The organism is Burkholderia sp. Ac-20345 (assembly GCF_017104825.1).
In the GTDB taxonomy this organism is placed as follows: Bacteria; Pseudomonadota; Gammaproteobacteria; order Burkholderiales; family Burkholderiaceae; genus Burkholderia; species Burkholderia lata_B.
In genome coordinates this window covers 26,030-48,292 of sequence record NZ_JAAGPO010000027.1, presented here as the reverse complement: position 1 = coordinate 48,292, position 22,263 = coordinate 26,030, and the positions used below count along the sequence as shown (strand labels likewise).

20 protein-coding genes are annotated in these 22,263 nt (G+C 65.6%); 9 read left to right on the top strand and 11 right to left on the bottom strand.

What is annotated here, in order from left to right; genetic code table 11:
- Positions 1-48: 48 nt before the first annotated feature.
- From G3O06_RS12980 to G3O06_RS12970, 3 genes are all read right to left on the bottom strand, one after another.
- A complete protein-coding gene (locus G3O06_RS12980; protein ID WP_205816266.1) occupies positions 49-1,020 on the bottom strand; it encodes an aldo/keto reductase in 972 nt (323 codons plus the stop codon).
- Between the two features lie 26 nt (positions 1,021-1,046).
- Positions 1,047-1,850, bottom strand: coding sequence for a glucose 1-dehydrogenase (locus G3O06_RS12975; protein ID WP_205816265.1), 804 nt, complete (start codon positions 1,848-1,850; stop codon positions 1,047-1,049).
- Between the two features lie 64 nt (positions 1,851-1,914).
- A complete protein-coding gene (locus tag G3O06_RS12970) occupies positions 1,915-2,373 on the bottom strand; it encodes a cupin domain-containing protein (RefSeq protein ID WP_241019870.1) in 459 nt (152 codons plus the stop codon).
- Positions 2,374-2,537: 164 nt separating this feature from the next.
- On the opposite strand from G3O06_RS12970, the gene G3O06_RS12965 reads away from it, so the two are divergent.
- A complete protein-coding gene (locus tag G3O06_RS12965; RefSeq protein ID WP_205816263.1) occupies positions 2,538-3,470 on the top strand; it encodes a LysR family transcriptional regulator in 933 nt (310 codons plus the stop codon).
- Between the two features lie 279 nt (positions 3,471-3,749).
- Here the strand turns inward: G3O06_RS12965 and G3O06_RS12960 are convergent, their stop codons facing one another.
- From G3O06_RS12960 to G3O06_RS12945, 4 genes are all read right to left on the bottom strand, one after another.
- Positions 3,750-4,313 (bottom strand): Tautomerase enzyme, encoded by a 564-nt coding sequence (locus tag G3O06_RS12960; RefSeq protein ID WP_174917450.1) that lies wholly within the window; start codon positions 4,311-4,313, stop codon positions 3,750-3,752.
- A gap of 144 nt (positions 4,314-4,457) precedes the next feature.
- Positions 4,458-5,450: a helix-turn-helix domain-containing protein gene (locus G3O06_RS12955; RefSeq protein WP_205816262.1), complete on the bottom strand. Its 993-nt coding sequence runs from the start codon at positions 5,448-5,450 to the stop codon at positions 4,458-4,460.
- A 170-nt stretch (positions 5,451-5,620) separates the two neighbouring features.
- Entirely contained in the window at positions 5,621-5,917 is a 297-nt protein-coding gene (locus tag G3O06_RS12950; RefSeq protein ID WP_205816261.1) for a hypothetical protein, read from the bottom strand.
- Positions 5,918-6,308: 391 nt separating this feature from the next.
- Positions 6,309-7,067, bottom strand: coding sequence for a TIGR00730 family Rossman fold protein (locus G3O06_RS12945; RefSeq protein WP_174917453.1), 759 nt, complete (start codon positions 7,065-7,067; stop codon positions 6,309-6,311).
- 1 nt (position 7,068) lies between these two features.
- Between G3O06_RS12945 and polA the strand changes: the two genes are divergently transcribed.
- The 3 genes from polA to G3O06_RS12930 all read left to right on the top strand — a co-directional run bounded on the left by polA (position 7,069) and on the right by G3O06_RS12930 (position 12,714).
- On the top strand, positions 7,069-9,822 hold the full coding sequence (polA, locus tag G3O06_RS12940; protein ID WP_205816260.1) for a DNA polymerase I: 2,754 nt from the start codon (positions 7,069-7,071) through the stop codon (positions 9,820-9,822).
- Positions 9,823-10,093: 271 nt separating this feature from the next.
- Positions 10,094-11,428, top strand: a complete 1,335-nt coding sequence (locus tag G3O06_RS12935; RefSeq protein WP_205816259.1) for an NAD(P)/FAD-dependent oxidoreductase — start codon at positions 10,094-10,096, stop codon at positions 11,426-11,428.
- A gap of 410 nt (positions 11,429-11,838) precedes the next feature.
- Entirely contained in the window at positions 11,839-12,714 is an 876-nt protein-coding gene (locus G3O06_RS12930) for a dienelactone hydrolase family protein (RefSeq protein ID WP_205816258.1), read from the top strand.
- A gap of 54 nt (positions 12,715-12,768) precedes the next feature.
- On the opposite strand, the gene G3O06_RS12925 is transcribed toward G3O06_RS12930, so the two are convergent.
- Both G3O06_RS12925 and G3O06_RS12920 read right to left on the bottom strand, forming a co-directional pair.
- Positions 12,769-13,638, bottom strand: a complete 870-nt coding sequence (locus G3O06_RS12925; protein ID WP_205816257.1) for a sulfurtransferase — start codon at positions 13,636-13,638, stop codon at positions 12,769-12,771.
- 117 nt (positions 13,639-13,755) lie between these two features.
- Positions 13,756-14,862 carry an aromatic ring-hydroxylating dioxygenase subunit alpha gene (locus tag G3O06_RS12920; RefSeq protein WP_174972941.1) on the bottom strand — a complete coding sequence of 369 codons (1,107 nt, stop codon included), beginning with the start codon at positions 14,860-14,862 and terminating at the stop codon, positions 13,756-13,758.
- A gap of 271 nt (positions 14,863-15,133) precedes the next feature.
- Here G3O06_RS12920 and G3O06_RS12915 point away from each other — a divergent pair, with 271 nt between their 5' ends.
- The 4 genes from G3O06_RS12915 (at position 15,134) to folE2 (ending at position 19,258) form a co-directional block, all read left to right on the top strand.
- Positions 15,134-15,427: an exodeoxyribonuclease VII small subunit gene (locus G3O06_RS12915; RefSeq protein WP_011355806.1), complete on the top strand. Its 294-nt coding sequence runs from the start codon at positions 15,134-15,136 to the stop codon at positions 15,425-15,427.
- Positions 15,424-16,308, top strand: coding sequence for a polyprenyl synthetase family protein (locus G3O06_RS12910; RefSeq protein ID WP_069251092.1), 885 nt, complete (start codon positions 15,424-15,426; stop codon positions 16,306-16,308). The genes G3O06_RS12915 and G3O06_RS12910 overlap by 4 nt, the downstream gene beginning before the upstream one ends.
- Positions 16,309-16,389: 81 nt before the next feature.
- Positions 16,390-18,294 carry a 1-deoxy-D-xylulose-5-phosphate synthase gene (gene dxs / locus G3O06_RS12905; protein WP_175000927.1) on the top strand — a complete coding sequence of 635 codons (1,905 nt, stop codon included), beginning with the start codon at positions 16,390-16,392 and terminating at the stop codon, positions 18,292-18,294.
- A gap of 154 nt (positions 18,295-18,448) precedes the next feature.
- Entirely contained in the window at positions 18,449-19,258 is an 810-nt protein-coding gene (gene folE2 / locus G3O06_RS12900; protein ID WP_205816256.1) for a GTP cyclohydrolase FolE2, read from the top strand.
- A 92-nt stretch (positions 19,259-19,350) separates the two neighbouring features.
- On the opposite strand, the gene tsaD is transcribed toward folE2, so the two are convergent.
- The gene (tsaD, locus tag G3O06_RS12895; protein ID WP_205816255.1) at positions 19,351-20,391 is read right to left on the bottom strand and encodes a tRNA (adenosine(37)-N6)-threonylcarbamoyltransferase complex transferase subunit TsaD; all 1,041 of its coding nucleotides are present in this window, start codon (positions 20,389-20,391) and stop codon (positions 19,351-19,353) included.
- A gap of 502 nt (positions 20,392-20,893) precedes the next feature.
- On the opposite strand from tsaD, the gene G3O06_RS12890 reads away from it, so the two are divergent.
- A complete protein-coding gene (locus tag G3O06_RS12890; protein WP_205816254.1) occupies positions 20,894-21,826 on the top strand; it encodes a LysR family transcriptional regulator in 933 nt (310 codons plus the stop codon).
- On the opposite strand, the gene G3O06_RS12885 is transcribed toward G3O06_RS12890, so the two are convergent.
- Positions 21,827-22,243: a VOC family protein gene (locus tag G3O06_RS12885; RefSeq protein WP_205816253.1), complete on the bottom strand. Its 417-nt coding sequence runs from the start codon at positions 22,241-22,243 to the stop codon at positions 21,827-21,829. It lies immediately after the preceding gene.
- Between the last annotated feature and the right edge of the window lie 20 nt (positions 22,244-22,263).

Here is a 22,263-nt window from a genome sequence, read left to right as displayed (position 1 = left end):
TCGACGCGGCTTCAAAACCCGGGCTGGATCCGATTGCCGGGGCCTTGGTCACCATTGCACCGGTTCGACTGCCCGGTCGAATGCGGCCTCGAGCAACGCGATCTCGCGATCGTCGAGTCTCAGGTCGAGTGCCGCGAGCGCGTCGGTCGGGTGATGCGGTTTTGACAACCCGACGATCGGCGCGGTGATGCCTGGCCGGCGCAGCACCCATGCCAGGGCGATCCGGGCGGGCGTCACCCCGCGTGCCAGCGCCACCTGCCGGACGGCATCGACGGTCGCCGCGACCGCGTCGCGCCCGTCGTACCAGGACACCATTTGCTGGTCGGTTGCGGCCCGTGTCGTCGCGGCATCGCGCGAGCCGGCCAGCAGCCCGCGGCCGAGCGGGGACCACGGCGTGCAGGCAATCCCTTCTTCCATGCAAAGCGGCAGCATGTCGCGCTCGTCGTCGCGGCAGATCAGGCTGTACTGGCTCTGCATCGAGACGAATCGGGCGAGTCCGTGATGCCGCTGAAATGCGAGCATCTTCATGAATTGCCACGCATGCATCGACGACGCGCCGAGATAGCGGACCTTGCCGCTCCTCACGAGGGTATCGAGCGCATCGAGCGTTTCTTCGATCGGCGTGTCCGGATCGAACCGGTGGATCACGTAGAGATCGACGTAATCCGTCCCGAGGCGCTGCAGCGACGCATCGATGCTGGCGAGCAGATGCTTGCGCGACAGCCCGCGCGCATTCGGCCCGTCGCCGGTCGGAAAGAACGCCTTGGTTGCGATCACCACATCGTCGCGCGTCGCGAAATCGCGCAGCGCACGCCCGAGAATGCGCTCGCTCTCGCCGCACGAGTAGATGTCGGCCGTGTCGAAGAAACTGATCCCCGCTTCGAGTGCCGTGCGAATGAAAGGGCGGGCCTCCTCCTCGGTCGCGACCCACGGGCGCCATGACGGGTCGCCGTAGGTCATGCAGCCCAGGCACAGCCTCGACACCTTCAGCCCGGACGCTCCCAGTCTCACGTATTCCATCGGTTCTTCCTCCGTCGCGGCGCCGGTCAGCGCATGCCGCCGATCGTGTAGCCGCCGTCGACCAGCAGCGATTCGCCCGTCACGAAGCGCGCTTCGTCGCTGCAGAGCCAGACGGCCGCGTCGGCCACGTCTTCGGGCGTGCCGATCCGTCGTGCGGGCGTGAATGCGGCGAACGGGCGGAACATCTCGTCGTCGCCGAAGCGGCGCGCCATCGGCGTGTCGATGATGCCGGGGTTCACGTTGTTGATCCGGATGCCGTGCGGGCCGCCTTCGAGTGCGACCGCGCGCACCAGCGCATCGAGCGCGCCCTTGCTGGCCGAATAGGTCGATGAGCCGGCAAGCGCGCCTTTCGCGAGCCACGACGACGTATTGACGATCGCACCGCCGCCGTGCGCGAGCATCGCCTCCATTTCGTATTTGATCGACAGCCACGTACCCTTGAGATTGGTGGCGATCACATGGTCGAAGTCGGCCTCGGTCTGTTCGACGATCGGCGCGAACGTGCCTTCCGTACCCGCATTGTTGAACGCAGCATGCAATGCGCCGTAGCGTCCGATCGTTGCGTCGACGAGCGCGCGCACGCCATCGGCGGATCCGACGTCGATGGCCATCGCGAAGGCTTCGCCACCGTGCCCGGTAATCGCGCGCACGGTTTCGTCGAGCGGCGCCGCGCGCCGTCCGGCGACGACGACGCGGGCGCCCTCCCGCGCGAATGCGAGCGCGGCCGCCCGGCCGATGCCGGTGCCGCCGCCGGTGACGAGCGCAACGCGTCCGTCGAGCCGGGGTCGCGTCGTGGCGGGAGATGATGACGAGCTTCGTGAATCGGGCATGACGAGAGTGGCTCCATGTAAAGGGAAGCGAGCTGGCCGGCAGGCCGGCGCATGGTCGAGGTGCTTAGTCCCGGTGGTCGGGCACCGTCAGGGGCGTGCCAGGCGCGCCGGCGTAGAACACGATCAGTTCGGCGCGCTCGTCGCCGGTTTCGCCGCGATGGGCGCCGTCGACCATTTCCGGCACCACGTCGCCGGGGCCGAGCGCCAGCCGCTTGCCGTCGCTGCGGCGCACGGCGGTCAGGTGGCCCGACAGCACGTAGCCGATGTTGATCGACGGATGCGTATGCCACGGCAATACCGCGTGCGGCGGAATCGTGTAGCGTACGACCGTGATCTCCGGTTGTCCTGACGGATAGGCGCGATACCGCGAGCCGTCCCACGCATGCGTGGTTCGCAGCAGTACCGTCTCGGTTACGCGGCTACCCGCGTCCGCTTCCAGTGCGGTTGCTCGCGGCGAACCGGCGACGATCAATGCGGCCGCGAAGACGGTTCGCGAAACGGCTGAAAATGAAAATGTGTTCATGGCGGCGGGCCGTTTGGCTCCGGGTATCGAATACAGCGCCATTGTGCGAAGCAGGGTGCCGCGCGAATAGCACCCGACCGGTTGAAACCGATTCAACCGGCCGGACAGGCGTTGCGATGCGATGGACGATTGCCCGGGCGTTCCGGGTTTGACGGGAGCTGCGAATGGATCGGTTGAAGGCGCTGACGGTATTCGTCCGTATCGCGGCCGCGGGCGGCATCAGCGCGGGCGCCCGCGAGTTGGGCATGACGCCGCAAGCTGCCAGCAAGCAGGTCGCAGCGCTGGAAGCGCTGTTGAACGTGCGGCTGCTCCAGCGCTCGACGCGCGGAATCGTACTGACGCTCGAGGGCGAACGCCTGCTTGCACAGTGCCGCGGCGCGGTCGGGGAACTGGAGAGCGCGCTGCGCACGCTCGACGACGATCGGGCGCACGCGGCCGGCACGATCCGTGTTGCGGCGCCGTATTCGCTGGCCAGGCGCTTTCTCGCGCCGCTGCTCGGCGAATTCTGCGACCGGCAGCCGGGCGTCACGGCCGAGCTGATCGTCAGCGACGACATGGCCGACATCGTCGAACAGCGGATCGACATTGCCGTGCGGACCGGCAATCTGCCCGACAGCGGGCTCGTGGCACGGCGCATCGCCGATCTGCAGTTGATCGTCTGCGCGGCGCCTGCGTATCTGAGTCGCCACGGCGAGCCGCAGACGATCGACGCGCTGCGCGATCATCGTTGCACCGCATTCCTGTATCCGCGCACGGGCAAGCCGTTTCCGTGGGAATTCCTGGTTGATGGTCGTGTCGACACACGACAGATCGACCCGTTCATCGCGACCAACGACATCGATGCGGAACTCGACACGGTGCTGAGCGGCGCCGCGATCGGCCAGTTCTTCGGCTATTCGGTTTACGCGCACATTCGCGAGGGACGCCTCGTGCCGCTGCTGACCCGGCACGTGACCTGCCGTTACGGCCTCCACCTGTGCATGCCGCAGCGCATGCACCTGCCGCAGAGGAGCCGTTTGTTGATGGATTTCCTTGTCGTCCGGCTTGGTGCGCATCCGGATCTTGCGCCGCTTTCGTTTGCGGAAGCGGCGGCATGACACGCGCCTGATCGCGGGTGAGCTTCCGGGCGGCCTTGCGGGCCGGCCGGGCGGTTGCGTCGTCGCTTCGCGCTCGCCGATCTTCAAGCGCCCCGGCGGGCAATGGCAGTCGTCATGGCCGCGACCGGCGCGTTCGTCGGGCCGTGCGAAGTCGTCTCGGCCGACGCGAACCCTGATGGCGAGCCGGGTAAGGGCGCCGCGCCGTTGCGCGCGCCGCGCATACCCGCATTACCTGAAGCCGGGTTCGGGTGCAGGAAGGCGGCACGCGCTTGCCGAGCATCAGTACGCGAGCCCGGCGTCGCGAACGTGCGCTACGTCTTGATGCGTCTCACGCATCGCGGCGAGCACGGCTTCGAGCGCCGCGATCGCATCCGTTCGCCGCTTGATCGCCAGCCGCTGTTCCCCGAGCGCCCGCAGCGTTGCGCCGCCGAAATATTCCATGATGTCCGGCAGGCGCCGCACCACACCGCGGCTACCCCAGCAACCGTCGTCGATTTCCGTTGGAAAGACCCACACGCGCGTCGCGACGGCGTCGACCGGCACACCCTCCGCGCGAGCCACGGCGGCGGTCACGTCCGCAATCAGCCCGGCGCGTGCGGCGTCCGTGTACTGACCTTCCGGCACGGTCGGCACGATCCGGTAGATCGGCGCAGGCGCGATAGCCCCGGCACGATACACGGCCGCAGGCCGATGGACGAAGATCCAGGTCACGTCCCGCACGCGCGGATTGTCGGGATCGAGCCCCTCGTGACGGATCAGCGTATCGGTCAGCGCTTCCATCAGTCGTGCTTCGGCCTGCGGTGCGAGCGCACCTTCGGGGAGGGTGACGTCGATCATCGGCATGACGGTGTCCTGGTTCGGTGGAGAGGGCGCCGCTCCGGGGCGACGTGAATCCAGTGTATGGATCGCATGCCGATGCGCGCAGTGGCGAAACTGCCATTCGACGATGCCATTTCCGACATCGTGTTCGACGCTGGTTGCGCGCGGCTATTGCGTGAAGCGACGGCGATACTCGCCGGGAGAGATGCCGGTCTCGCGCTTGAACAATTGCCGAAAGCCGCTGATGTCCGCGTAGCCGACGCGCTCGCAGACGGTGTCGATCGCGAGCTTCGTTTCCGCGAGCAAGCGCTTCGCGACTTCGATCCTGAGCGTCTGCAGATACCTGAGCGGCGGCGCGCCCACCGCGTCCCTGAAGCGGCGATGGAGCGTGCGTTCGCTCATCGCGACGTGATCGCTCAACCGGGCGAGGCTGAAGGGTTCCCGCAGGTGCTTTTCCATCCAGCGTTGGGCACGCGCGATGGTCGCATCGTCGTGCCCGCGATGGCCCATCCGGTCGAGGTCGATGAACGAATCCTGCGAGACGCGGTTCATGTCGATCAGCATGAGCCTGGCGACCGACGCGGCAAGGCGCGCATTCGCCAGTTTTTCGATGACTCGCAACGCGAGATTCTGGTACGAGGTGACGGCGCCGCCGCACAGTATCCCGTCCTGCTCGGTCAGGATGTCTGATGCACGCAGCGCCACGTCCGGATAGCGGGCACGGAAGCTGGATGCTTTCGACCAGTGCGTCGTGGCAAGGCGGCCGTCGAGCAAGCCGGCCTCCGCGAGCAGGAATGTGCCGGTGCAGTACGTTGCGATCAGCGTGCCGCGCGCGTGTTGCCTGCGCAGCGCGTCGAACAGCGGGGCGAGTGCGGCGGGCCGGTCGAGCAGCCGCTCGAGATCCGCGACGAACGGGCTCGTCAGCCAGATCGCGTCGGCGGGACTGCTGCCGTCGATCGTGCCATCGACCGGGATGACCTGGCCGGAGGTCGCGCGCACCGGGCGTCCGCCGATCGATTCGACGCGCCAGCGAAACGGTGCACTCGTGCGGCCCTGCGACGCCGTCGCGGCGAGATGGTTGGCCGCCGTGAGAATGTCGGTCGGCGCGGCGACGCCGGATGCAAGGGCATGTTCGACAGCCCAGATTCGGATGAGCGGCATGGGTGGCGGGATTGGCCTCGGGCAAGGGCAATCCTACCACCGGGCGCCGCGCGATTTTGCGAGCCGGCAAGGCCGTCGATTCATGCGGCCAGCGGACGAAAATCAAAAGGCCGCCCGGCGCCGAAGCGCACGGGCGGCCTTGCGTTGGTCGAGCGGCCGCGCGGTGTCGCTCAGCACTCGCCCTTCTTCGCGTGTCCCGGCGGGCAGTGATAGCCGCGATCGCCGTGACCGCGATAACGCTGGTGGTCTTCCCACTCGCGGCGTTCCCAGTAGCGACGGCCGTCCCAGTAGCGGTCGCCATGCCAGCCGATGATCACCGCGGGCGCCGGGGCGACCATGACGGGCGCGGGCGCGACGACGACCGGTGCGGGCGTGCCGATGTTGACGTCGACGTTGACGGCGTGGGCGAGGCCGGACAGCGAAAGGCCGAGGCCGGCGAAGGCAAGGGCGATCAGCGAGCGTTGCATGTTCTTTTCCGTGATGTCGTTGTAAAAGGCCGGCGCGACGCGATGGAAGCGAGGGGGACCGTTCCACCGGGGGAAACGCCGCACCGACACATGCAGTGTGGGGGTGCGCGACGGAAAACGCGAGGCGGGTTTGTTACGGCGGATTGGCGGCCGGCAGGTGCGGGGTGCGGGCGTCGGGCCGCGTCATTTGACAATGGCGGCCCGCGTGTACGGATGATTGCGCGCGCGTCGCACAGCGCCGGCTGCGCGGATTTGACATTCGGCGGCGTACGGCCGCGAAGCGCGATTAACGGCGCGTTACAAAGTGACACACGGCAGGTGGCGGGATCGCCATGCCTGCCGCGCGGGAAGCGGTACACCGGCCGTCGGGCCGGCGGTCGCCACGGATGGATTACAGATAGAACATCCGGTCTTCTTCGGGGCGCGGCGGATGGCCGTCGTCGTCCGAACCTTCTTCCTCGCCGCTGTCCTCGTAGAACGCGAGCACTGCGTCGAGCACCTGGTCGGGCTCGTCGATCACCTGCATCAGGTCCATGTCTTCCGGATTGATGAGGCCCATCGGGATCAGCTGGTCGCGGAACCACTGCAGCAGCCCCTTCCAGAACTCGCTGCCGACGAGGATGATCGGCACGAGGCGCGACTTCTTCGTCTGGATCAGCGTGAGCACTTCCGACAGCTCGTCGAGCGTGCCGAAGCCGCCCGGCATCACGATCACCGCATCCGAATTCTTCACGAACGTGACCTTGCGCGTGAAGAAGTGGCGGAAGCGCAGCGAGATGTCCTGGTAGTGGTTGCCGGCCTGCTCGTGCGGCAGCTCGATGTTCAGGCCGACCGACGGCGCCTTGCCGGCGTGCGCGCCCTTGTTCGCGGCTTCCATGATGCCGGGGCCGCCGCCGGAGATCACGGCGAAGCCGGCGTCGGACAGCTTGCGCGCGATCTGCGCGGCGAGCTTGTAGTGCGGCGTATCGGGTTTGAGGCGGGCAGAACCGTAGATGCTGACAGCCGGGCGGATCTCCGACAGGTACTCGGTCGCCTCGATAAACTCTGCCATAATCGTGAACATCTGCCACGATGCGCGCGCCTTCTTGGCCGTCGCGCGTTCTTGATCTGCGAGCGAACGCAGACTCGGAATCACTTTTCTCTTGTTCATAATGCCTGAAGAACGAAATCTGGAAGGTAAGACCCTGCTATTGGTTGACGGTTCGAGCTATCTGTATCGGGCTTACCATGCGATGCCTGATTTGCGTGGCCCTGGCGGGGAGCCGACCGGAGCGCTCTACGGAATCATCAACATGCTGCGCCGTATGCGCAAGGAAGTCAGTGCAGAGTATAGCGCTTGCGTGTTCGATGCAAAGGGTAAGACGTTCCGTGACGACCTTTATGCCGACTATAAGGCAAACCGTCCGTCGATGCCGCCCGACCTCGCATTGCAGGTCGAACCGATCCACGGTGCGGTGCGTGCGCTCGGCTGGCCGCTGCTGATGGTCGAAGGCGTCGAGGCCGACGACGTGATCGGCACGCTCGCGCGCGAAGCCGAGCGGCACGGGATGAACGTGATCGTGTCGACGGGCGACAAGGATCTCGCGCAGCTCGTCACCGACCACGTCACGCTCGTCAACACGATGACCAACGAGACGCTCGACCGCGACGGCGTGATCGCGAAGTTCGGCGTGCCGCCCGAGCGCATCATCGACTACCTCGCACTGATCGGCGACACCGTCGACAACGTGCCGGGCGTCGAGAAGTGCGGGCCGAAGACGGCCGTGAAATGGCTGGCGCAGTACGACAGCCTCGACGGCGTGATCGAGCATGCGGGCGACATCAAGGGGGTGGTCGGCGACAACCTGCGCCGCGCGCTCGACTTCCTGCCGCTCGGCCGCAAGCTCGTGACCGTCGAGACGGCCTGCGATCTCGCGCCGCATCTCGATTCGATCGAGGCGTCGTTGAAGACCGACGGCGAAGCGCGCGACCTGATGCGCGACATCTTCGCGCGCTACGGCTTCAAGACCTGGCTGCGCGAAGTCGACAGCGCGCCGGCGGAAGGCGGCGGCGCCGATGCGCCGGACGGCGAGCCGGCACCGGTCGTGGCGGCCGACATCGTCCGCGAATACGACACGATCCAGACCTGGGAGCAATTCGACGCGTGGTTCGCGAAGATCGACGCGGCTGCACTGACCGCGTTCGACACCGAGACGACCTCGCTTGACCCGATGCTCGCGCGGCTCGTCGGCCTGTCGTTCTCGGTCGAGCCGGGCAAGGCAGCGTACCTGCCGGTTGCACATCGCGGCCCCGACATGCCCGAACAGCTTCCGCTCGACGAAGTGCTCGCGCGCCTGAAGCCGTGGCTCGAATCGGCCGATCGCAAGAAGGTCGGCCAGCACCTGAAATATGACGCGCAGGTGCTCGCGAACTACGACATCGCGCTGAACGGCATCGAGCACGACACGCTGCTCGAATCGTACGTGCTTGAGTCGCACCGCACGCACGACATGGACAGCCTCGCGCTGCGTCATCTGGGTGTCAAGACGATCAAGTATGAAGACGTGGCCGGCAAGGGCGCGAAGCAGATCGGTTTCGACGAAGTAGCGCTCACGCAGGCCGCCGAATACGCGGCCGAAGATGCGGATGTCACGCTGCAGCTGCATCACGCGCTGTATCCGCAGGTTGCGCGCGAACCGGGCCTCGAGCGCGTGTATCGCGAGATCGAGATGCCCGTGTCGCTCGTGCTGCGCAAGATGGAGCGCACGGGCGTGCTGATCGACGACGCGCGCCTGCAGGCGCAGAGCACCGAAATCGCGACGCGCCTGATCGAGCTCGAAGCGCAGGCGTACGAACTGGCGGGCGGCGAATTCAATCTCGGCTCGCCGAAGCAGATCGGGCAGATCTTCTTCGAAAAGCTGCAGTTGCCGGTCGTGAAAAAGACGCCGAGCGGCGCGCCGTCGACCGACGAGGAAGTGCTGCAGAAGCTGGCCGAGGACTACCCGCTGCCGAAGCTGCTGCTCGAGCACCGCGGGCTGTCGAAGCTGAAGTCGACCTATACCGACAAGCTGCCGCGCATGGTGAACCCTGCAACGGGCCGCGTGCACACGAATTACGCCCAGGCCGTCGCGGTTACGGGCCGCCTGGCGTCGAACGATCCGAATCTTCAGAACATTCCGGTGCGTACGGTCGAGGGCCGGCGGATCCGCGAGGCGTTCATCGCCTCGCCGGGCCACCGGATCGTGTCGGCCGATTATTCGCAAATCGAACTGCGGATCATGGCGCATATCTCGGGCGACGCGTCGCTGTTGCGCGCGTTCTCGCAGGGCGAGGACATCCACCGCGCAACGGCCGCCGAGGTGTTCGGCGTGACGCCGCTGGAGGTCAATTCCGACCAGCGCCGCATTGCGAAGGTGATCAATTTCGGGCTCATCTACGGGATGAGCGCGTTCGGGCTCGCGTCGAACCTCGGCATCACGCGCGATGCGGCGAAGCTCTATATCGACCGCTATTTCGCACGCTACCCGGGTGTCGCGCAGTACATGGAAGACACACGTTCGGTTGCGAAGGAGAAGGGCTACGTCGAAACCGTTTTCGGTCGCCGCCTGTGGCTGCCCGAGATCAACGGTGGCAACGGCCCGCGCCGCCAGGCGGCCGAGCGCGCGGCAATCAATGCGCCGATGCAGGGCACGGCGGCCGACCTGATCAAGCTGTCGATGATCGCGGTGGACGACTGGCTCACGCGCGACAAGCTTGCATCGCGGATGATCATGCAGGTGCACGATGAACTGGTGCTCGAGGTACCCGACGGCGAACTGTCGCTGGTGCGCGAGAAACTGCCGGAAATGATGTGCGGCGTGGCGAAGCTGAAGGTGCCGCTGGTCGCCGAAGTGGGCGCCGGCGCGAACTGGGAAGAGGCACACTGACGCACCGCCGCGTGGTTCCCGATTCCTGCGGCATATTGTTGCAGGGATGCTGAATATCGAGATGGTTTGCTTGTGGTCAACGCGCAAGCTCCCGGACAATGCATGTCATTGACGCGGGGGCATGCGCACCCCGCGTTCCGGGGTTGGAAACATCGAAGTGCTTCGAACTGCACATTGATGATGTCCGAACCGGTTAATCCACCGGGTGGCGCGAATGCCTCGCTTTCGCACGCTCCGGCGGCAGCAGTTTCGAATCGCAAAGGGGGAACAGATGCATCGGATCATCATCGTAGGCGGAGGCGCGGGCGGCCTGGAACTGGCGACGCGGCTCGGCGACCGTTACGGCGCGCGTGGCAGTCGTCCCGCGCGTGCGCTTGTCACGCTCGTTGACCGCAATCCGACCCACATCTGGAAACCGCTGCTGCACGAGGTTGCGGCCGGCAGCATGGACCCGTTCACGCAGGAGCTCGAATATGCGGCGCAGGCGCGCTGGCATGGCTTCGAGTTCCAGCAGGGCGGGCTGACCGGGCTCGACCGCGCGGCGAAGCGCATCACGCTCTCGCCGGTCAACGACAGCGACGGCGAGGAGTTGTTGCCGGCGCGCGAGCTGGAATATGACACGCTCGTGATCGCGATCGGCAGCACGACTCACTTCTTCGGCGTGCAGGGCGCACCGGAAAACGCGATCGCGCTCGATACCGTTGGTGAGGCCGAGCGCTTCCGCAAGCGGCTGATCGCCGCGTGCATGCGCGCCGAGCACCAGGCGCCGGCGCCGACCGCGCCGGGCGAGGCGGCGGAGCCGCGCATCCAGGTCGCGATCGTCGGCGGCGGCGCGACCGGTGTCGAGCTGTCTGCCGAGCTGCGCAACACCGCGCAGGTGTTGTCGGCCTACGGGTTGCACAAGCTCGACCCGCGGCACGACGTCGGCATCGTGCTGATCGAATCGGGGCCGCGGATCCTCCCGGCGTTGCCGGAGCGCGTATCGTCGGCGACTGCCGAACTGCTCGAAAAGATCGGCGTGCGGCTGATGCTCTCCGAGCGCGTGACCGAGGTGGCGCCCGGGGCCGTCCATACGGCGAGCGGCAAGACGGTGCGTGCCGACCTGACGGTCTGGGCTGCGGGCATCAAGGCGCCGTCCGTGCTCGCCAATCTCGATGGTCTCCAGGTCAACAAGCTCGGCCAGCTCGACGTGCGCCGCACGCTGCAGACCTTCACCGACGACAACGTGTTCGCGCTCGGCGATTGCGCGGCATGCGCATGGCCCGGCAACGAACGCAACGTGCCGCCGCGCGCGCAGGCTGCGCACCAGCAGGCGAACTTCCTGCTGAAGGCAATCGGCTGCCGGCTCGACGGGCGCCCGCTGCCCGAATTCACGTATCGCGACCTGGGCTCGCTCGTGTCGCTCGGCCATTTCAGCGCGGTCGGCAACCTGATGGGCGGGCTGATCGGCGGCAACATGCTGATCGAAGGGCTGTTCGCCCGCTTCATGTACATGTCGCTGTACCGGATGCACATCGCCGCGCTGCACGGCTATCCGCGGATGATGCTCGATACGGTCGCGCACTGGCTGCGGCGCACGACGCTGCCGCGCGTCAAACTGCACTGAACGCGCGTTCGCGCGGGAAGCGGGCGGGGATTGCGCACGTCGTGCGTAGTCTCCGCCCGTCGTTTTTTGCGGGCCGCCGGGCTACCGAGCGCGTGTGACGGGCAACATCGGTCGTGCGTTGCTCGTTTCAATCGCCAGGCATCCGATCGCGCAACGGCGATTGACAGACGGCTTGTTGCATCGCGATTCGACGGGCTGCCTGCGCGTTTCTCCGCTGTCGAATCAACGCGTCGTAATCGAGTCTTACATATCCGACAGTTGACGCAACAACGGATTATTGGGCATCTTGTCCGGGTTTCCGTTCGCGGCGGGGTGCCAACCGCCGCGACATCCGCGCCGCGCGCCGGCGCGATGCCCCGTCATGCCGTGTCCGTGATCGTGATGGCGGCCCCCAATCGAGGAGTGCATTCATGTTGAAACCCGAAGTCGACAGCCTGGTTCCCCACGTTCCGTTCTCGCGCCGCAAGTTCATGCAGGCCGCGCTGGGCGGTGCCTTCGCGGCGGCCGTGCTGCCCGTATCGGCGCAGACGGTCACGACCGACAGCGAAGGGCTGGACGTCGACACCGTCGAGATCCGCTCGGGCGACGCGAGCGTCCCCGCGTATCGCGCGCAGCCGAAGGACAAGACGAACCTGCCGGTCGTCATCGTGATCCACGAGATCTTCGGCGTGCACGCGCACATCGCCGATGTCTGTCGCCGCTTCGCGAAGCTCGGTTATCTCGCGATCGCCCCCGATCTGTTCGCGCGGCAGGGCAACGCGGAGAAGTATCCGACGATCAAGGATCTGTACGAACACATCATCAACAAGGTGCCGGACCGGCAGGTTACCGAGGATCTCGACGCGACCGTCGCGTGGGCCGGCAAGAACGGCGGCGACCTGTCGCGTCTGGGCGTGGTCGGGTTCTGCTGGGGTGGCCGTCAGAGCTGGCTGTATGCGGAGCACAACCCGCACGTGCGTGCGGCCGTTGCGTGGTACGGGTTCGTCGAAGGTAAGACCGACGAGATGACGCCGTTCAACCCTGTCGATCATGCATCGCTGCTGAAGGTGCCCGTGCTCGGGCTCTACGGCGAGAAGGACACGAACATCGCGCAGGCGTCGCTCGCGGACATGCGCAAGGCGATCCAGACGAGCGATTCGAAGCTCGCGCGCGAATCGGAGATCGTCGTGTATCCGGATGCCGGTCACGCGTTCTTTGCCGATTACCGGCCGAGCTATGTGAAGGCCGATGCGGAGGAGAGCTGGAAGCGCGCGATCGCGTGGCTCCACAAGTACGGCGTGATGTAAACGGCAAGCGGCGGCACATGCCGCCGCTTCGTTGCGACTGCGCCGCGCGGGCGCTTACGGCGTCGGGCCGGTTGCGATCGGCCGCGACGGATCGGCGCTCCATTCGCTCCACGAGCCTGGATACAGCGACGCGCCGTGCAGGCCCGCAACCTCCAGCGCAAGCGCGTTGTGACATGCGGTGACGCCGGAGCCGCATTGCAGGATCACTTGGTTCGGCTCGGTGCCCGCCAGCACGGTGGAAAACGCCTCGCGCAGTTCATGGCCGGTCTTGAAGCGGCCGTCGGCGGTCAGGTTGTCCTTGAAGAAGCGGTTGCGCGCGCCCGGAATGTGGCCGCCCACACGATCGATCGTTTCGTTTTCGCCACGGTAGCGATCGGGTGCGCGCGCATCGATCACGACGCGCGTGGGTGCGTTCACGTTGGCGAGCACGGCTGCCGCGTCGACCGTCGCTTCGAGCGGCGTGGCCGCGCGGAAATCGCCGGCGGCCGGATGCGGCACGTCGATTGCCAGCGGCTGGCCGGCTGCTTCCCAGGCCTGCAGGCCGCCGTCGAGCACGGCAACCGAATCGTGGCCGAGCCAGCGCAGCAGCCACCACAGGCGTGCCGCATAGGCGCCGCCTTGTGCGTCGTACGCGACCACCTGTTGACCCTGCTTGAGGCTGCGGCTCGCGAGCAGCGTGGCGAGCGCGTCGCGGGTCGGCAGCGGATGGCGGCCGTTGGTCCCTGTCTTGCGGCCCGACAGGTCGCGGTCGAGATGGAGGTATTGCGCGCCGGGGATATGGCCGGCCGCATACGCGGCTTCGCCGGCAGCGGGATCGACGAGATCGAAGCGGCAGTCGAACAGCGCGACGCTGCCGGGCGCCGCCGCCAGGCGCTCGGCGAGATTGGCGGCGGAGATGAGCGTGGTGTAGTGAGTGTGTGGCATGACGGCTCCCTGGAGTGCGAATGTCCTGACATTCCAAGTCTAAACAAAAAAAGACGGGCCGAAGCCCGTCTTTTCGTCTGCCGGATGCGGTGCGGCGTCAAAGCGCCGCACCGGCTGTCAGATGTCGCCGAGGTGGCGGCGCAGGAACTCGTGGAAGTGCTGCATGCCGTCTTCCATCGGGCTCTGGTACGGGCCGACCTGCGACTCGCCGCGTGCCATCAGTGCACGGCGGCCTGCGTCCATCCGCATGGCGATTTCATCGTCCTCGACCGCCGTTTCCATATAGGCGGCGCGTTCCGCCTCGACGAATTCGCGTTCGAACAACGCGATTTCCTCGGGGTAATAGAACTCGACGATGTTGGTCGTCTTCTGCGGGCCTTGCGGGATCAGCCACGACACGACGAGCACGTGCGGATACCACTCGATCATCAGGCCCGGGTAGTAGACCATCCAGATCGCGCCGAACTCCGGCGGCACGCCGTTGCGGAACTGCAGCACCTGCTCGTGCCATTTCTGGTAAGTCGCGCTGCCCGGTTTCGCGAGCGCGTTGTGCACGCCGACCGTCTGCACGCTGTACCAGTCGCCGAACTCCCACTTGAGGTCGTCGCACGACACGAAGCTGCCGAGGCCCGGGTGGAACGGGACGACGTGGTAATCCTCGAGGTAGACCTCGATGAACGTCTTCCAGTTGTAATCGCACTCGTGCACTTCGACGTGATCGAAGTGGTACTCGGAGAAGTCGAAGTGATGCTTCGTGCCGAGGTTGGCGAGGTCGCGCGCGACATTGCGGCCCTCGGCCTCGAACAGCAGCCCCTGCCAGTTCTGCAGCGGGCTCTTGCCGAGGTTCAGGCACGGCTTGTCGGGGAAGTGCGGCGCGCCCAGCAACTCGCCTTCCAGATCGTACGTCCAGCGGTGCAGCGGGCACACGATGTTCTGCGTGTGGCCGCGCCCGTTGAGCATGATCGCCTGCCGGTGGCGGCAGACGTTCGACAGCAGTTCGATCTGGTTCGCCTGGTTGCGGACCAGCACGCGGCCTTCCTTCTCGGACGGCAGCGCAAAATAATCCCCCGCCTCGGGCACCATCAACTCGTGCCCGACGTAACGAGGTCCTTTCTTGAAGAGGGTTTCGATCTCGCGCTCGAGTAGCGCCTCATCGAAGTATGCAGTGACTGGAAGCTGGCTGTGAGCCGACTTCAACTGAAGCGCGTCGCTCAGATTGGACATTCCCACTCCCGGTGTTAGCGTGAAAGCAGTGAACAACCCAACCATCGAAAAATCGATTTAGGGAAACGGGGAATTATACCCGGTTCGCCTCGTAAGGCTAGGAATAAGTGCCTGATTTGTGTCAATTTTTTGTCGGGCGACAATCGGAAGGTGCACACTGTGTGTCGAAGATGGGGCCGGAATATGTACCCGGGTGCCCAAGTCGGCAGATCGGAGAATTCTCTTTTGCCGTAGAATGTCCGACTTGTTTTGAAATTTGACACCCTCGTCCATGGCGAAAACCGCATCCCCAGGCGCCACGCCGCCCGGCAATGGCACCGAACCGTTGCCGGACAATTATGAGATGGCGCTCGCGGAACTCGAGACGCTGGTTGCCCGGATGGAAGGCGGCGCGTTGAGCCTCGAGGATTCACTGACGGCGTATCGCCGCGGTGCGACCCTCGTTGCGTTTTGCCAACAGCAGCTCGAGAAAGTGGAGCAACAGGTTCGCGTGCTCGACGGCGCGACGCTGAAGCCGCTTTCGTCCGGAACGGCCGCCACGGACGGCGAAGACGACGATCTATGACATTCGAACAATGGATGCGGTCCGTGCTTGACCGTGTCGAGGACGCACTCGGCCACTATTTGCCCGCTGAAACCGCGGTGCCGGAAAAACTCCACGAGGCGATGCGTTATGCGGTCCTCGGCGGTGGCAAACGCGTTCGCCCGCTGCTGTGCCATGCAGCAGGCGAACTGACCGGCGCGACGGAAGCGGCGCGCAATGCGGCGGCAGCAGCACTGGAGATGATCCACGTCTACTCGCTCGTGCACGACGACATGCCGTGCATGGACGACGACGCGTTGCGTCGCGGCAAGCCGACCGTGCACGTGCAGTACGACGAGCCGACGGCACTGCTCGTCGGCGACGCGCTGCAGTCGCAGGCGTTCGTTGCGCTGACCGATGCCGCCGCGCTGTCGCCGGTGCAGCAGGCCGCGCTCGTGCGCGAACTGGCGCTGGCAAGCGGCTCGATCGGCATGGCCGGCGGGCAGGCGATCGACCTGGCGAGCGTCGGCCTCAAGCTGACGCGCGAGCAGCTCGAGACGATGCACCGGATGAAGACGGGCGCACTGCTGCGCGCGGCCGTGCGGATGGGCGCGCTGGCCGGCGAAACGCCGTCCGCGGAAACGATGGCCGCGCTCGATGTGTACGCGGGGGCCGTGGGCCTGGCCTTCCAGGTCGTCGACGATATTCTCGACGTCACGACCGATTCGGCGACGCTCGGCAAGACGGCCGGCAAGGACGCGGCGAACGACAAGCCGACCTATGTATCGATCCTCGGCCTCGAGGCGTCGCGCGAGCTCGCAGCGCAACTGCGCGCCGAAGCGCACGACGCGCTGAAACCGTTCGGCGCACGCGCACAGCGTCTCGCCGAACTTGCCGACCTGGTAGTGAACCGGGTCAGCTGACGCGAAAGCCCGCCGCCGCGCACATGCTACGGTGCGTGCAACAGAATGCGGGCGCGTTTGATTTCCTACAATGGAACGACGATGTACGACTTGCTGAAAACCATCGACGACCCGGCGGATTTGCGCCGCCTCGATCGTCGCCAACTCCAACCGCTCGCGGATGAACTGCGCGCGTTCGTGCTCGACAGCGTGTCGAAGACGGGCGGCCATTTGTCGTCCAACCTCGGGACGGTCGAGCTGACGATCGCGTTGCACTACGTGTTCAACACGCCGAACGATCGCATCGTCTGGGACGTGGGCCACCAGACCTACCCGCACAAGATCCTGACGGGCCGCCGCGACCAGATGCATTCGCTGCGCCAGCAGGACGGCATCTCGGGCTTCCCGCGTCGCAGCGAATCCGAATACGACACGTTCGGCACCGCACACTCGAGCACGTCGATCTCGGCCGCGCTCGGCATGGCGATCGGCAGCCAGCTGAACGGTGACGATCGCTTCTCGATCGCCGTGATCGGCGACGGCGCGATGACGGCCGGCATGGCGTTCGAGGCGATGAACAATGCGGGCGTGTCGGAAGATGCGAAAGTGCTCGTGATCCTGAACGACAACGACATGTCGATCTCGCCGCCGGTCGGCGCGCTGAATCGCCATCTCGCCCGCCTGATGTCGGGCCGCTTCTATGCGGCTGCGCGCGCAGGCGTCGAGCGCGTGCTGAGCGTTGCGCCGCCGGTGCTCGAACTCGCGCGCAAGCTCGAGGAGCACGCGAAGGGCATGGTCGTTCCGGCCACGCTGTTCGAAGAGTTCGGCTTCAACTACATCGGCCCGATCGACGGTCACGATCTCGATTCGCTGATCCCGACGCTGCAGAACATTCGCGAACTGCGCGGTCCGCAGTTCCTGCACGTGGTGACGAAGAAAGGCCAGGGCTACAAGCTCGCCGAAGCCGATCCCGTGCTCTACCACGGCCCCGGCAAGTTCAACCCGGCCGAAGGCATCAAGCCGTCGACCACGCCCGCGAAGAAGACGTACACGCAGGTGTTCGGCGAGTGGCTGTGCGACGAAGCCGAGCGCGATTCACGCGTGGTCGGCATCACGCCGGCGATGCGCGAAGGCTCGGGCATGGTCGAGTTCGAGAAGCGCTTCAAGGATCGTTACTACGACGTCGGCATCGCCGAGCAGCACGCGGTGACGTTCGCGGGCGGCATGGCAACCGAAGGCCTCAAGCCGGTCGTCGCGATCTACTCGACGTTCCTGCAGCGTGCTTACGATCAGCTGATCCACGACGTCGCGCTGCAGAACCTGCCGGTCGTGTTCGCAATCGACCGTGCGGGCCTCGTCGGCGCGGACGGCGCGACGCACGCGGGCGCGTACGATCTCGCGTTCATGCGCTGCATCCCGAACATGACGATCATGGCTGCGTCCGACGAGAACGAATGCCGCCAGATGCTGCACACGGCGCTGCAGCAGCCGAACCCGACCGCGGTGCGCTATCCGCGTGGCGCGGGCACGGGCGTGGCGACGGTGAAGGAATTCACCGAGATCCCGCTCGGCAAGGGTGAAGTCCGTCGCCACACGTCGCAGCCGGAAGGCAAGCGCGTCGCGATCCTCGCGTTCGGCACGATGGTCGCACCGTCACTCGCGGCAGCCGAGGAACTCGATGCAACCGTCGCGAACATGCGTTTCGTGAAGCCGGTCGACGCGGCGCTCGTGCGTGAACTCGCCGAGACGCACGACTACCTCGTCACGATCGAGGAAGGTTGCGTGATGGGCGGCGCGGGCTCGGCCTGCGTGGAAGCCCTGATGGAGAGTGGGGTTATCCGACCCGTACTACAATTGGGCCTCCCTGACCTGTTCATCGATCACGGCGACCCCGCGAAGCTGCTGTCGCAATGCGGCCTCGACGGCGCGGGTATCGCGAAATCGATTCGCGAACGCTTTCTGAATCCGGCGGCCGACGTCGCCGGTCAGGCGAAGCGCGTCGCATAAGCTGGCACCGCCTGTGGGCGGTGTCGGTGCGACTGGCGCAACCGGTCTTCATTGATGCGGAAAACATGGGCCTGCGGGCCCATGTTGCTTTTCCGGCTGCCGCATGACGCGGCGTGCGCGTCGTCGAACGCGCGGCTTACAAGGATTGAACAAGATGAACCAGATGAATCCCGCCTTCGTGATGCCCGACGTGCAGAGCACGGTGGATACCCGCCAGATTCCGATTCAGCGCGTGGGCGTGAAGGCGGTCCGGCATCCGTTGACGGTGCGCACCGAAAGTGGCGACGTGCAGCCGACCGTCGGTGTCTGGAACCTCGATGTCCGCCTGCCGGCCGACCAGAAGGGCACGCACATGTCGCGCTTCGTCGCGTTGCTCGAAGAGAATCGTGCACCGTTGACGGTCGAGCGTTTTCGCGCGATGCTCGCGTCGATGCTCGAGAAGCTGGAAGCCGAGGCCGGTCGCATCGAAGTCACGTTCCCGTACTTCGTGAACAAGACGGCGCCGGTGTCGGGTGTGCAGAGCCTGCTCGACTATGAAGTGACGCTCGCGGGCGAAAGCCGCAACGGCGACACCCGCCTGTTCCTGAAGGTGCTCGTGCCCGTGACGAGCCTGTGCCCGTGCTCGAAGAAGATCTCGCAGTACGGCGCGCACAACCAGCGCTCGCACGTGACGATCGACGCGGAGCTCGCGGCCGACTTGCCGGTCGAGACGTTGATCCGCATCGCGGAAGAAGAGGCGTCGTGCGAGCTGTGGGGCCTGCTGAAACGTCCGGACGAGAAGTTCGTCACCGAACGTGCGTACGAGAACCCGAAGTTCGTCGAGGATCTCGTGCGCGACGTCGCGCAGCGTCTCGACGCGGACGAGCGTGTGGTCGCATACGTGCTCGAGGCCGAGAACTTCGAGTCGATCCACAATCACAGTGCGTATGCGCTGATCGAACGCGACAAACGGCAGGCTGCATAACGCTGCGGCGTTTTGTCGCGCCGATGAAAAAAGGCCGCTCGTATGAGCGGCCTTTTTGTTTGATGGTGCGACGTTGCGTCGCACCGCGCGGCTCAGCGTGCGAGCGACGCGAGATCCCAGCGCGGCTTCACCGTGAATGCGTAGTCGGCATTCGCCTGGTCGGGCCAGCGGCCGAGCCGCAATGCGCCCGCGAGCGCGATCATCGCGCCGTTGTCGGTGCAGAGCGCGAGATCGGGGTAGTGCACGTCGAAGCCGCGCTTGGTCGCGGCGGCCGACAGCGCGGCGCGCAACTGGCGGTTCGCGCCGACACCGCCCGCGACCACGAGGCGCTTGAGCTTCGTCTTCTTCAGCGCGGCGAGCGACTTGGCGACGAGCACGTCGACGGCCGCATCGACGAAGCCGCGCGCGAGGTCGGCCTTCGCGCGTTCGAGCGCTTCACCTTCGAGCTTCGCCGCTTCGAACTTCTTCATCTGCGTTAGCACGGCCGTTTTCAGGCCGCTGAAGCTGAAGTCGAGATCGCCCGAATGCAGCATCGGACGCGGCAGCACGACCGCACCCGGCGTGCCGGTTTCTGCGAGCTTCGATACTTCCGGGCCGCCCGGGTAGCCGAGGCCGATCAGCTTGGCCGTCTTGTCGAACGCTTCGCCGGCCGCGTCGTCGAGCGTTTCGCCGAGCGTCTCATACACGCCCACGTCGGTCACGCGCATCAGTTGCGTGTGGCCGCCGGACACCAGCAGCGCGACGAATGGGAACGGCGGCGGCTCGTCGACGAGCAGCGGCGACAGCAGGTGGCCTTCGAGGTGGTGGATGCCGACGGTCGGCTTGTTCCAGGCGAGCGCGAGCGCATTCGCGATGCTCGCGCCGACCAGCAGCGCGCCGGCGAGGCCGGGGCCCTGGGTGAACGCGATCGCGTCGATGTCGTCGCGGCGCGTGCCGCTTTGCGCCATCACTTCCTCGAGCAGCGGCAGCGCGCGGCGGATGTGGTCGCGCGACGCGAGCTCGGGCACGACGCCGCCGTATTCGCGGTGCATCGCGATCTGCGAGTGGAGCGCGTGCGCGAGCAGGCCGCGCTGCGTGTCGTAGAGCGCAAGGCCGGTTTCGTCACAGGAGCTTTCGATGCCGAGAACGAGCATGGTGAGGGCGGGGCGCGCCGCCAAAAGGGCGTGCCGGATTATGAACGGTAACCGGAAATTATAGCAGGCAGGCAACGGCGGGCGCTTGGGGGGGCGCCGGGCCCGATGTCGGGCGGGTGCAGCGCTTCTGGAACCTTCCTGAGCAATCAGAGCTTCGTATATCGTAACGGGGGCCTGTCATATGGCTGCCCCTTGAGAGCGACAACGCCTTTGATCGGCGCATCGACGACCTGCTGGTCGCGATCGCGCTGAGCGCCGGGCAACACCGCTGCACATCCGGGTGCGATGCATGGGCGGTATGGCGGGTGCGCGCTGACACTGGTAGCCTCGATCACGATCGCCTCGATCATGGGTGGCAAACTGGATGGCTGCGTGGCTGCAGCATGCATTTTGCGGACTAGCGTGACGCATGGCTCGTCCGCCGCCCGTGTCCGCTGCGGTGTGCCAAGCACTGCGCCGCGTGACTGGAGCCTGCTAAACCATCGCACTACTGGATCCGTCTATGGATGAGCTCCGCCGAATCGACCTCAACCTGCTACTGACCTTGCATGCCCTGCTGACGGAGCGTCACGTGACGCGGGCCGCAGTGCGCCTGCACAAAAGTCAGCCCGCCGTCAGCCATTCCCTCGCTCAACTGCGCGAACGGTTCAACGATCAGCTCTTGATCCGACGGGATGGCTACATGGCGTTGACGGCCAGGGCACAAGCCCTGATTCGGCCCCTGGAAGCGGCGCTACTCAGCTTGAGCGGTCTTCTCGGTGAGGCCGATTTTGCGCCCGACACAGCCCGAGCCAGGCTGCGTTTGTCGCTGTCCGACTACGCAGCCAAAACCATCTTCCCCTCGGTTGTTCGCCGTGTGAGAACGGAAGCGCCTGGCATCGAGCTGGCGATCAGCCAGGCGAGCCGCGAAGCGATGCACGCGCAGTTGTCCGACGGCGAGCTGGACCTCGCATTGGGAATTTTTCCGAATCCGCCAGAGGAAATTCTTGTGGAGGACCTGTTCCCGGACCACTTCGTATGTGTGGCCGATGCATCCGCGTTGCCGGCCGATGGCCAGTTGTCGTTCGAGGATTGGCTCGCACGACCGCACGTGATGCTCGCGCTGCGGCCCGATGCCAATGATGAGATCGAGAAGACGCTCAGCGCGAAGGGGCTGCGCAGGCACATTGCTTTGGCGCTCCCACACTGGACTGCCGCCGTTCAGATGCTCGAAGGAACCGATTTGATCCTCACGATCGCAAAACGGGCTTTGATCGGGATTGAGCAATATCCAGCACTGCGTTGCTTTGACCCGCCGCTGGTCCTCCCCGAGATTGCCTATCAGCAGGCATGGCATGTCAGAAAGGACCAGGATCCGGCATTGAGATGGCTACGAAGATGTTTCGTTGAAGCAGGGCAGATGATGAACACCGGCGGCCCTTCAGTGGCGCAGTGATTACGCCAAATTGCTCGGCCCCTTGAGTTCAACCCGATTCCCGTCCGGGTCGAAGCAGTAGATGGACGGGCCCTCACCCTCTGCACCGTACCGGATGACAGCCTCTTCTGCCGGGACGCCGGCCGAGTGCAGAAAACACAAAATATCGACCTCGTTGAACGGAGCAATGCGCAAACAGAAGTGATCCACGTTCCGATGTGCAGGGTCGGCCGGACCGCCGGCTTGCAGGCCCAACGGGCCATGAACATCGACCAGATCGATCATCGAGGTGCCGGCGCCAAGATGAATCATGCCGAGATCGTCGCGGCGTTTCCTGATTTGGCACCCAAGCACTTCGGTATAAAAGTGCACGCTACGCTTCATGTCCTGGACCCTCAGTACCACGTGGTCCAGGTGCTTGATTTCAAATGGCGTCATCGTTTCATCTCGTTGAGGGC

Excerpts from the sequence above, each read along its gene's own strand:
- G3O06_RS12980 (WP_205816266.1), bottom strand. The coding sequence starts at position 1,020 with ATGGAATACGTGAGACTGGGAGCGTCCGGGCTGAAGGTGTCGAGGCTG.
- G3O06_RS12975 (WP_205816265.1), bottom strand. The coding sequence starts at position 1,850 with ATGCCCGATTCACGAAGCTCGTCATCATCTCCCGCCACGACGCGACCC.
- G3O06_RS12970 (WP_241019870.1), bottom strand. The coding sequence starts at position 2,373 with ATGAACACATTTTCATTTTCAGCCGTTTCGCGAACCGTCTTCGCGGCC.
- G3O06_RS12965 (WP_205816263.1), top strand. The coding sequence starts at position 2,538 with ATGGATCGGTTGAAGGCGCTGACGGTATTCGTCCGTATCGCGGCCGCG.
- G3O06_RS12960 (WP_174917450.1), bottom strand. The coding sequence starts at position 4,313 with ATGCCGATGATCGACGTCACCCTCCCCGAAGGTGCGCTCGCACCGCAG.
- G3O06_RS12955 (WP_205816262.1), bottom strand. The coding sequence starts at position 5,450 with ATGCCGCTCATCCGAATCTGGGCTGTCGAACATGCCCTTGCATCCGGC.
- G3O06_RS12950 (WP_205816261.1), bottom strand. The coding sequence starts at position 5,917 with ATGCAACGCTCGCTGATCGCCCTTGCCTTCGCCGGCCTCGGCCTTTCG.
- G3O06_RS12945 (WP_174917453.1), bottom strand. The coding sequence starts at position 7,067 with ATGAACAAGAGAAAAGTGATTCCGAGTCTGCGTTCGCTCGCAGATCAA.
- polA (WP_205816260.1), top strand. The coding sequence starts at position 7,069 with ATGCCTGAAGAACGAAATCTGGAAGGTAAGACCCTGCTATTGGTTGAC.
- G3O06_RS12935 (WP_205816259.1), top strand. The coding sequence starts at position 10,094 with ATGCATCGGATCATCATCGTAGGCGGAGGCGCGGGCGGCCTGGAACTG.
- G3O06_RS12930 (WP_205816258.1), top strand. The coding sequence starts at position 11,839 with ATGTTGAAACCCGAAGTCGACAGCCTGGTTCCCCACGTTCCGTTCTCG.
- G3O06_RS12925 (WP_205816257.1), bottom strand. The coding sequence starts at position 13,638 with ATGCCACACACTCACTACACCACGCTCATCTCCGCCGCCAATCTCGCC.
- G3O06_RS12920 (WP_174972941.1), bottom strand. The coding sequence starts at position 14,862 with ATGTCCAATCTGAGCGACGCGCTTCAGTTGAAGTCGGCTCACAGCCAG.
- G3O06_RS12915 (WP_011355806.1), top strand. The coding sequence starts at position 15,134 with ATGGCGAAAACCGCATCCCCAGGCGCCACGCCGCCCGGCAATGGCACC.
- G3O06_RS12910 (WP_069251092.1), top strand. The coding sequence starts at position 15,424 with ATGACATTCGAACAATGGATGCGGTCCGTGCTTGACCGTGTCGAGGAC.
- dxs (WP_175000927.1), top strand. The coding sequence starts at position 16,390 with ATGTACGACTTGCTGAAAACCATCGACGACCCGGCGGATTTGCGCCGC.
- folE2 (WP_205816256.1), top strand. The coding sequence starts at position 18,449 with ATGAACCAGATGAATCCCGCCTTCGTGATGCCCGACGTGCAGAGCACG.
- tsaD (WP_205816255.1), bottom strand. The coding sequence starts at position 20,391 with ATGCTCGTTCTCGGCATCGAAAGCTCCTGTGACGAAACCGGCCTTGCG.
- G3O06_RS12890 (WP_205816254.1), top strand. The coding sequence starts at position 20,894 with ATGGATGAGCTCCGCCGAATCGACCTCAACCTGCTACTGACCTTGCAT.
- G3O06_RS12885 (WP_205816253.1), bottom strand. The coding sequence starts at position 22,243 with ATGACGCCATTTGAAATCAAGCACCTGGACCACGTGGTACTGAGGGTC.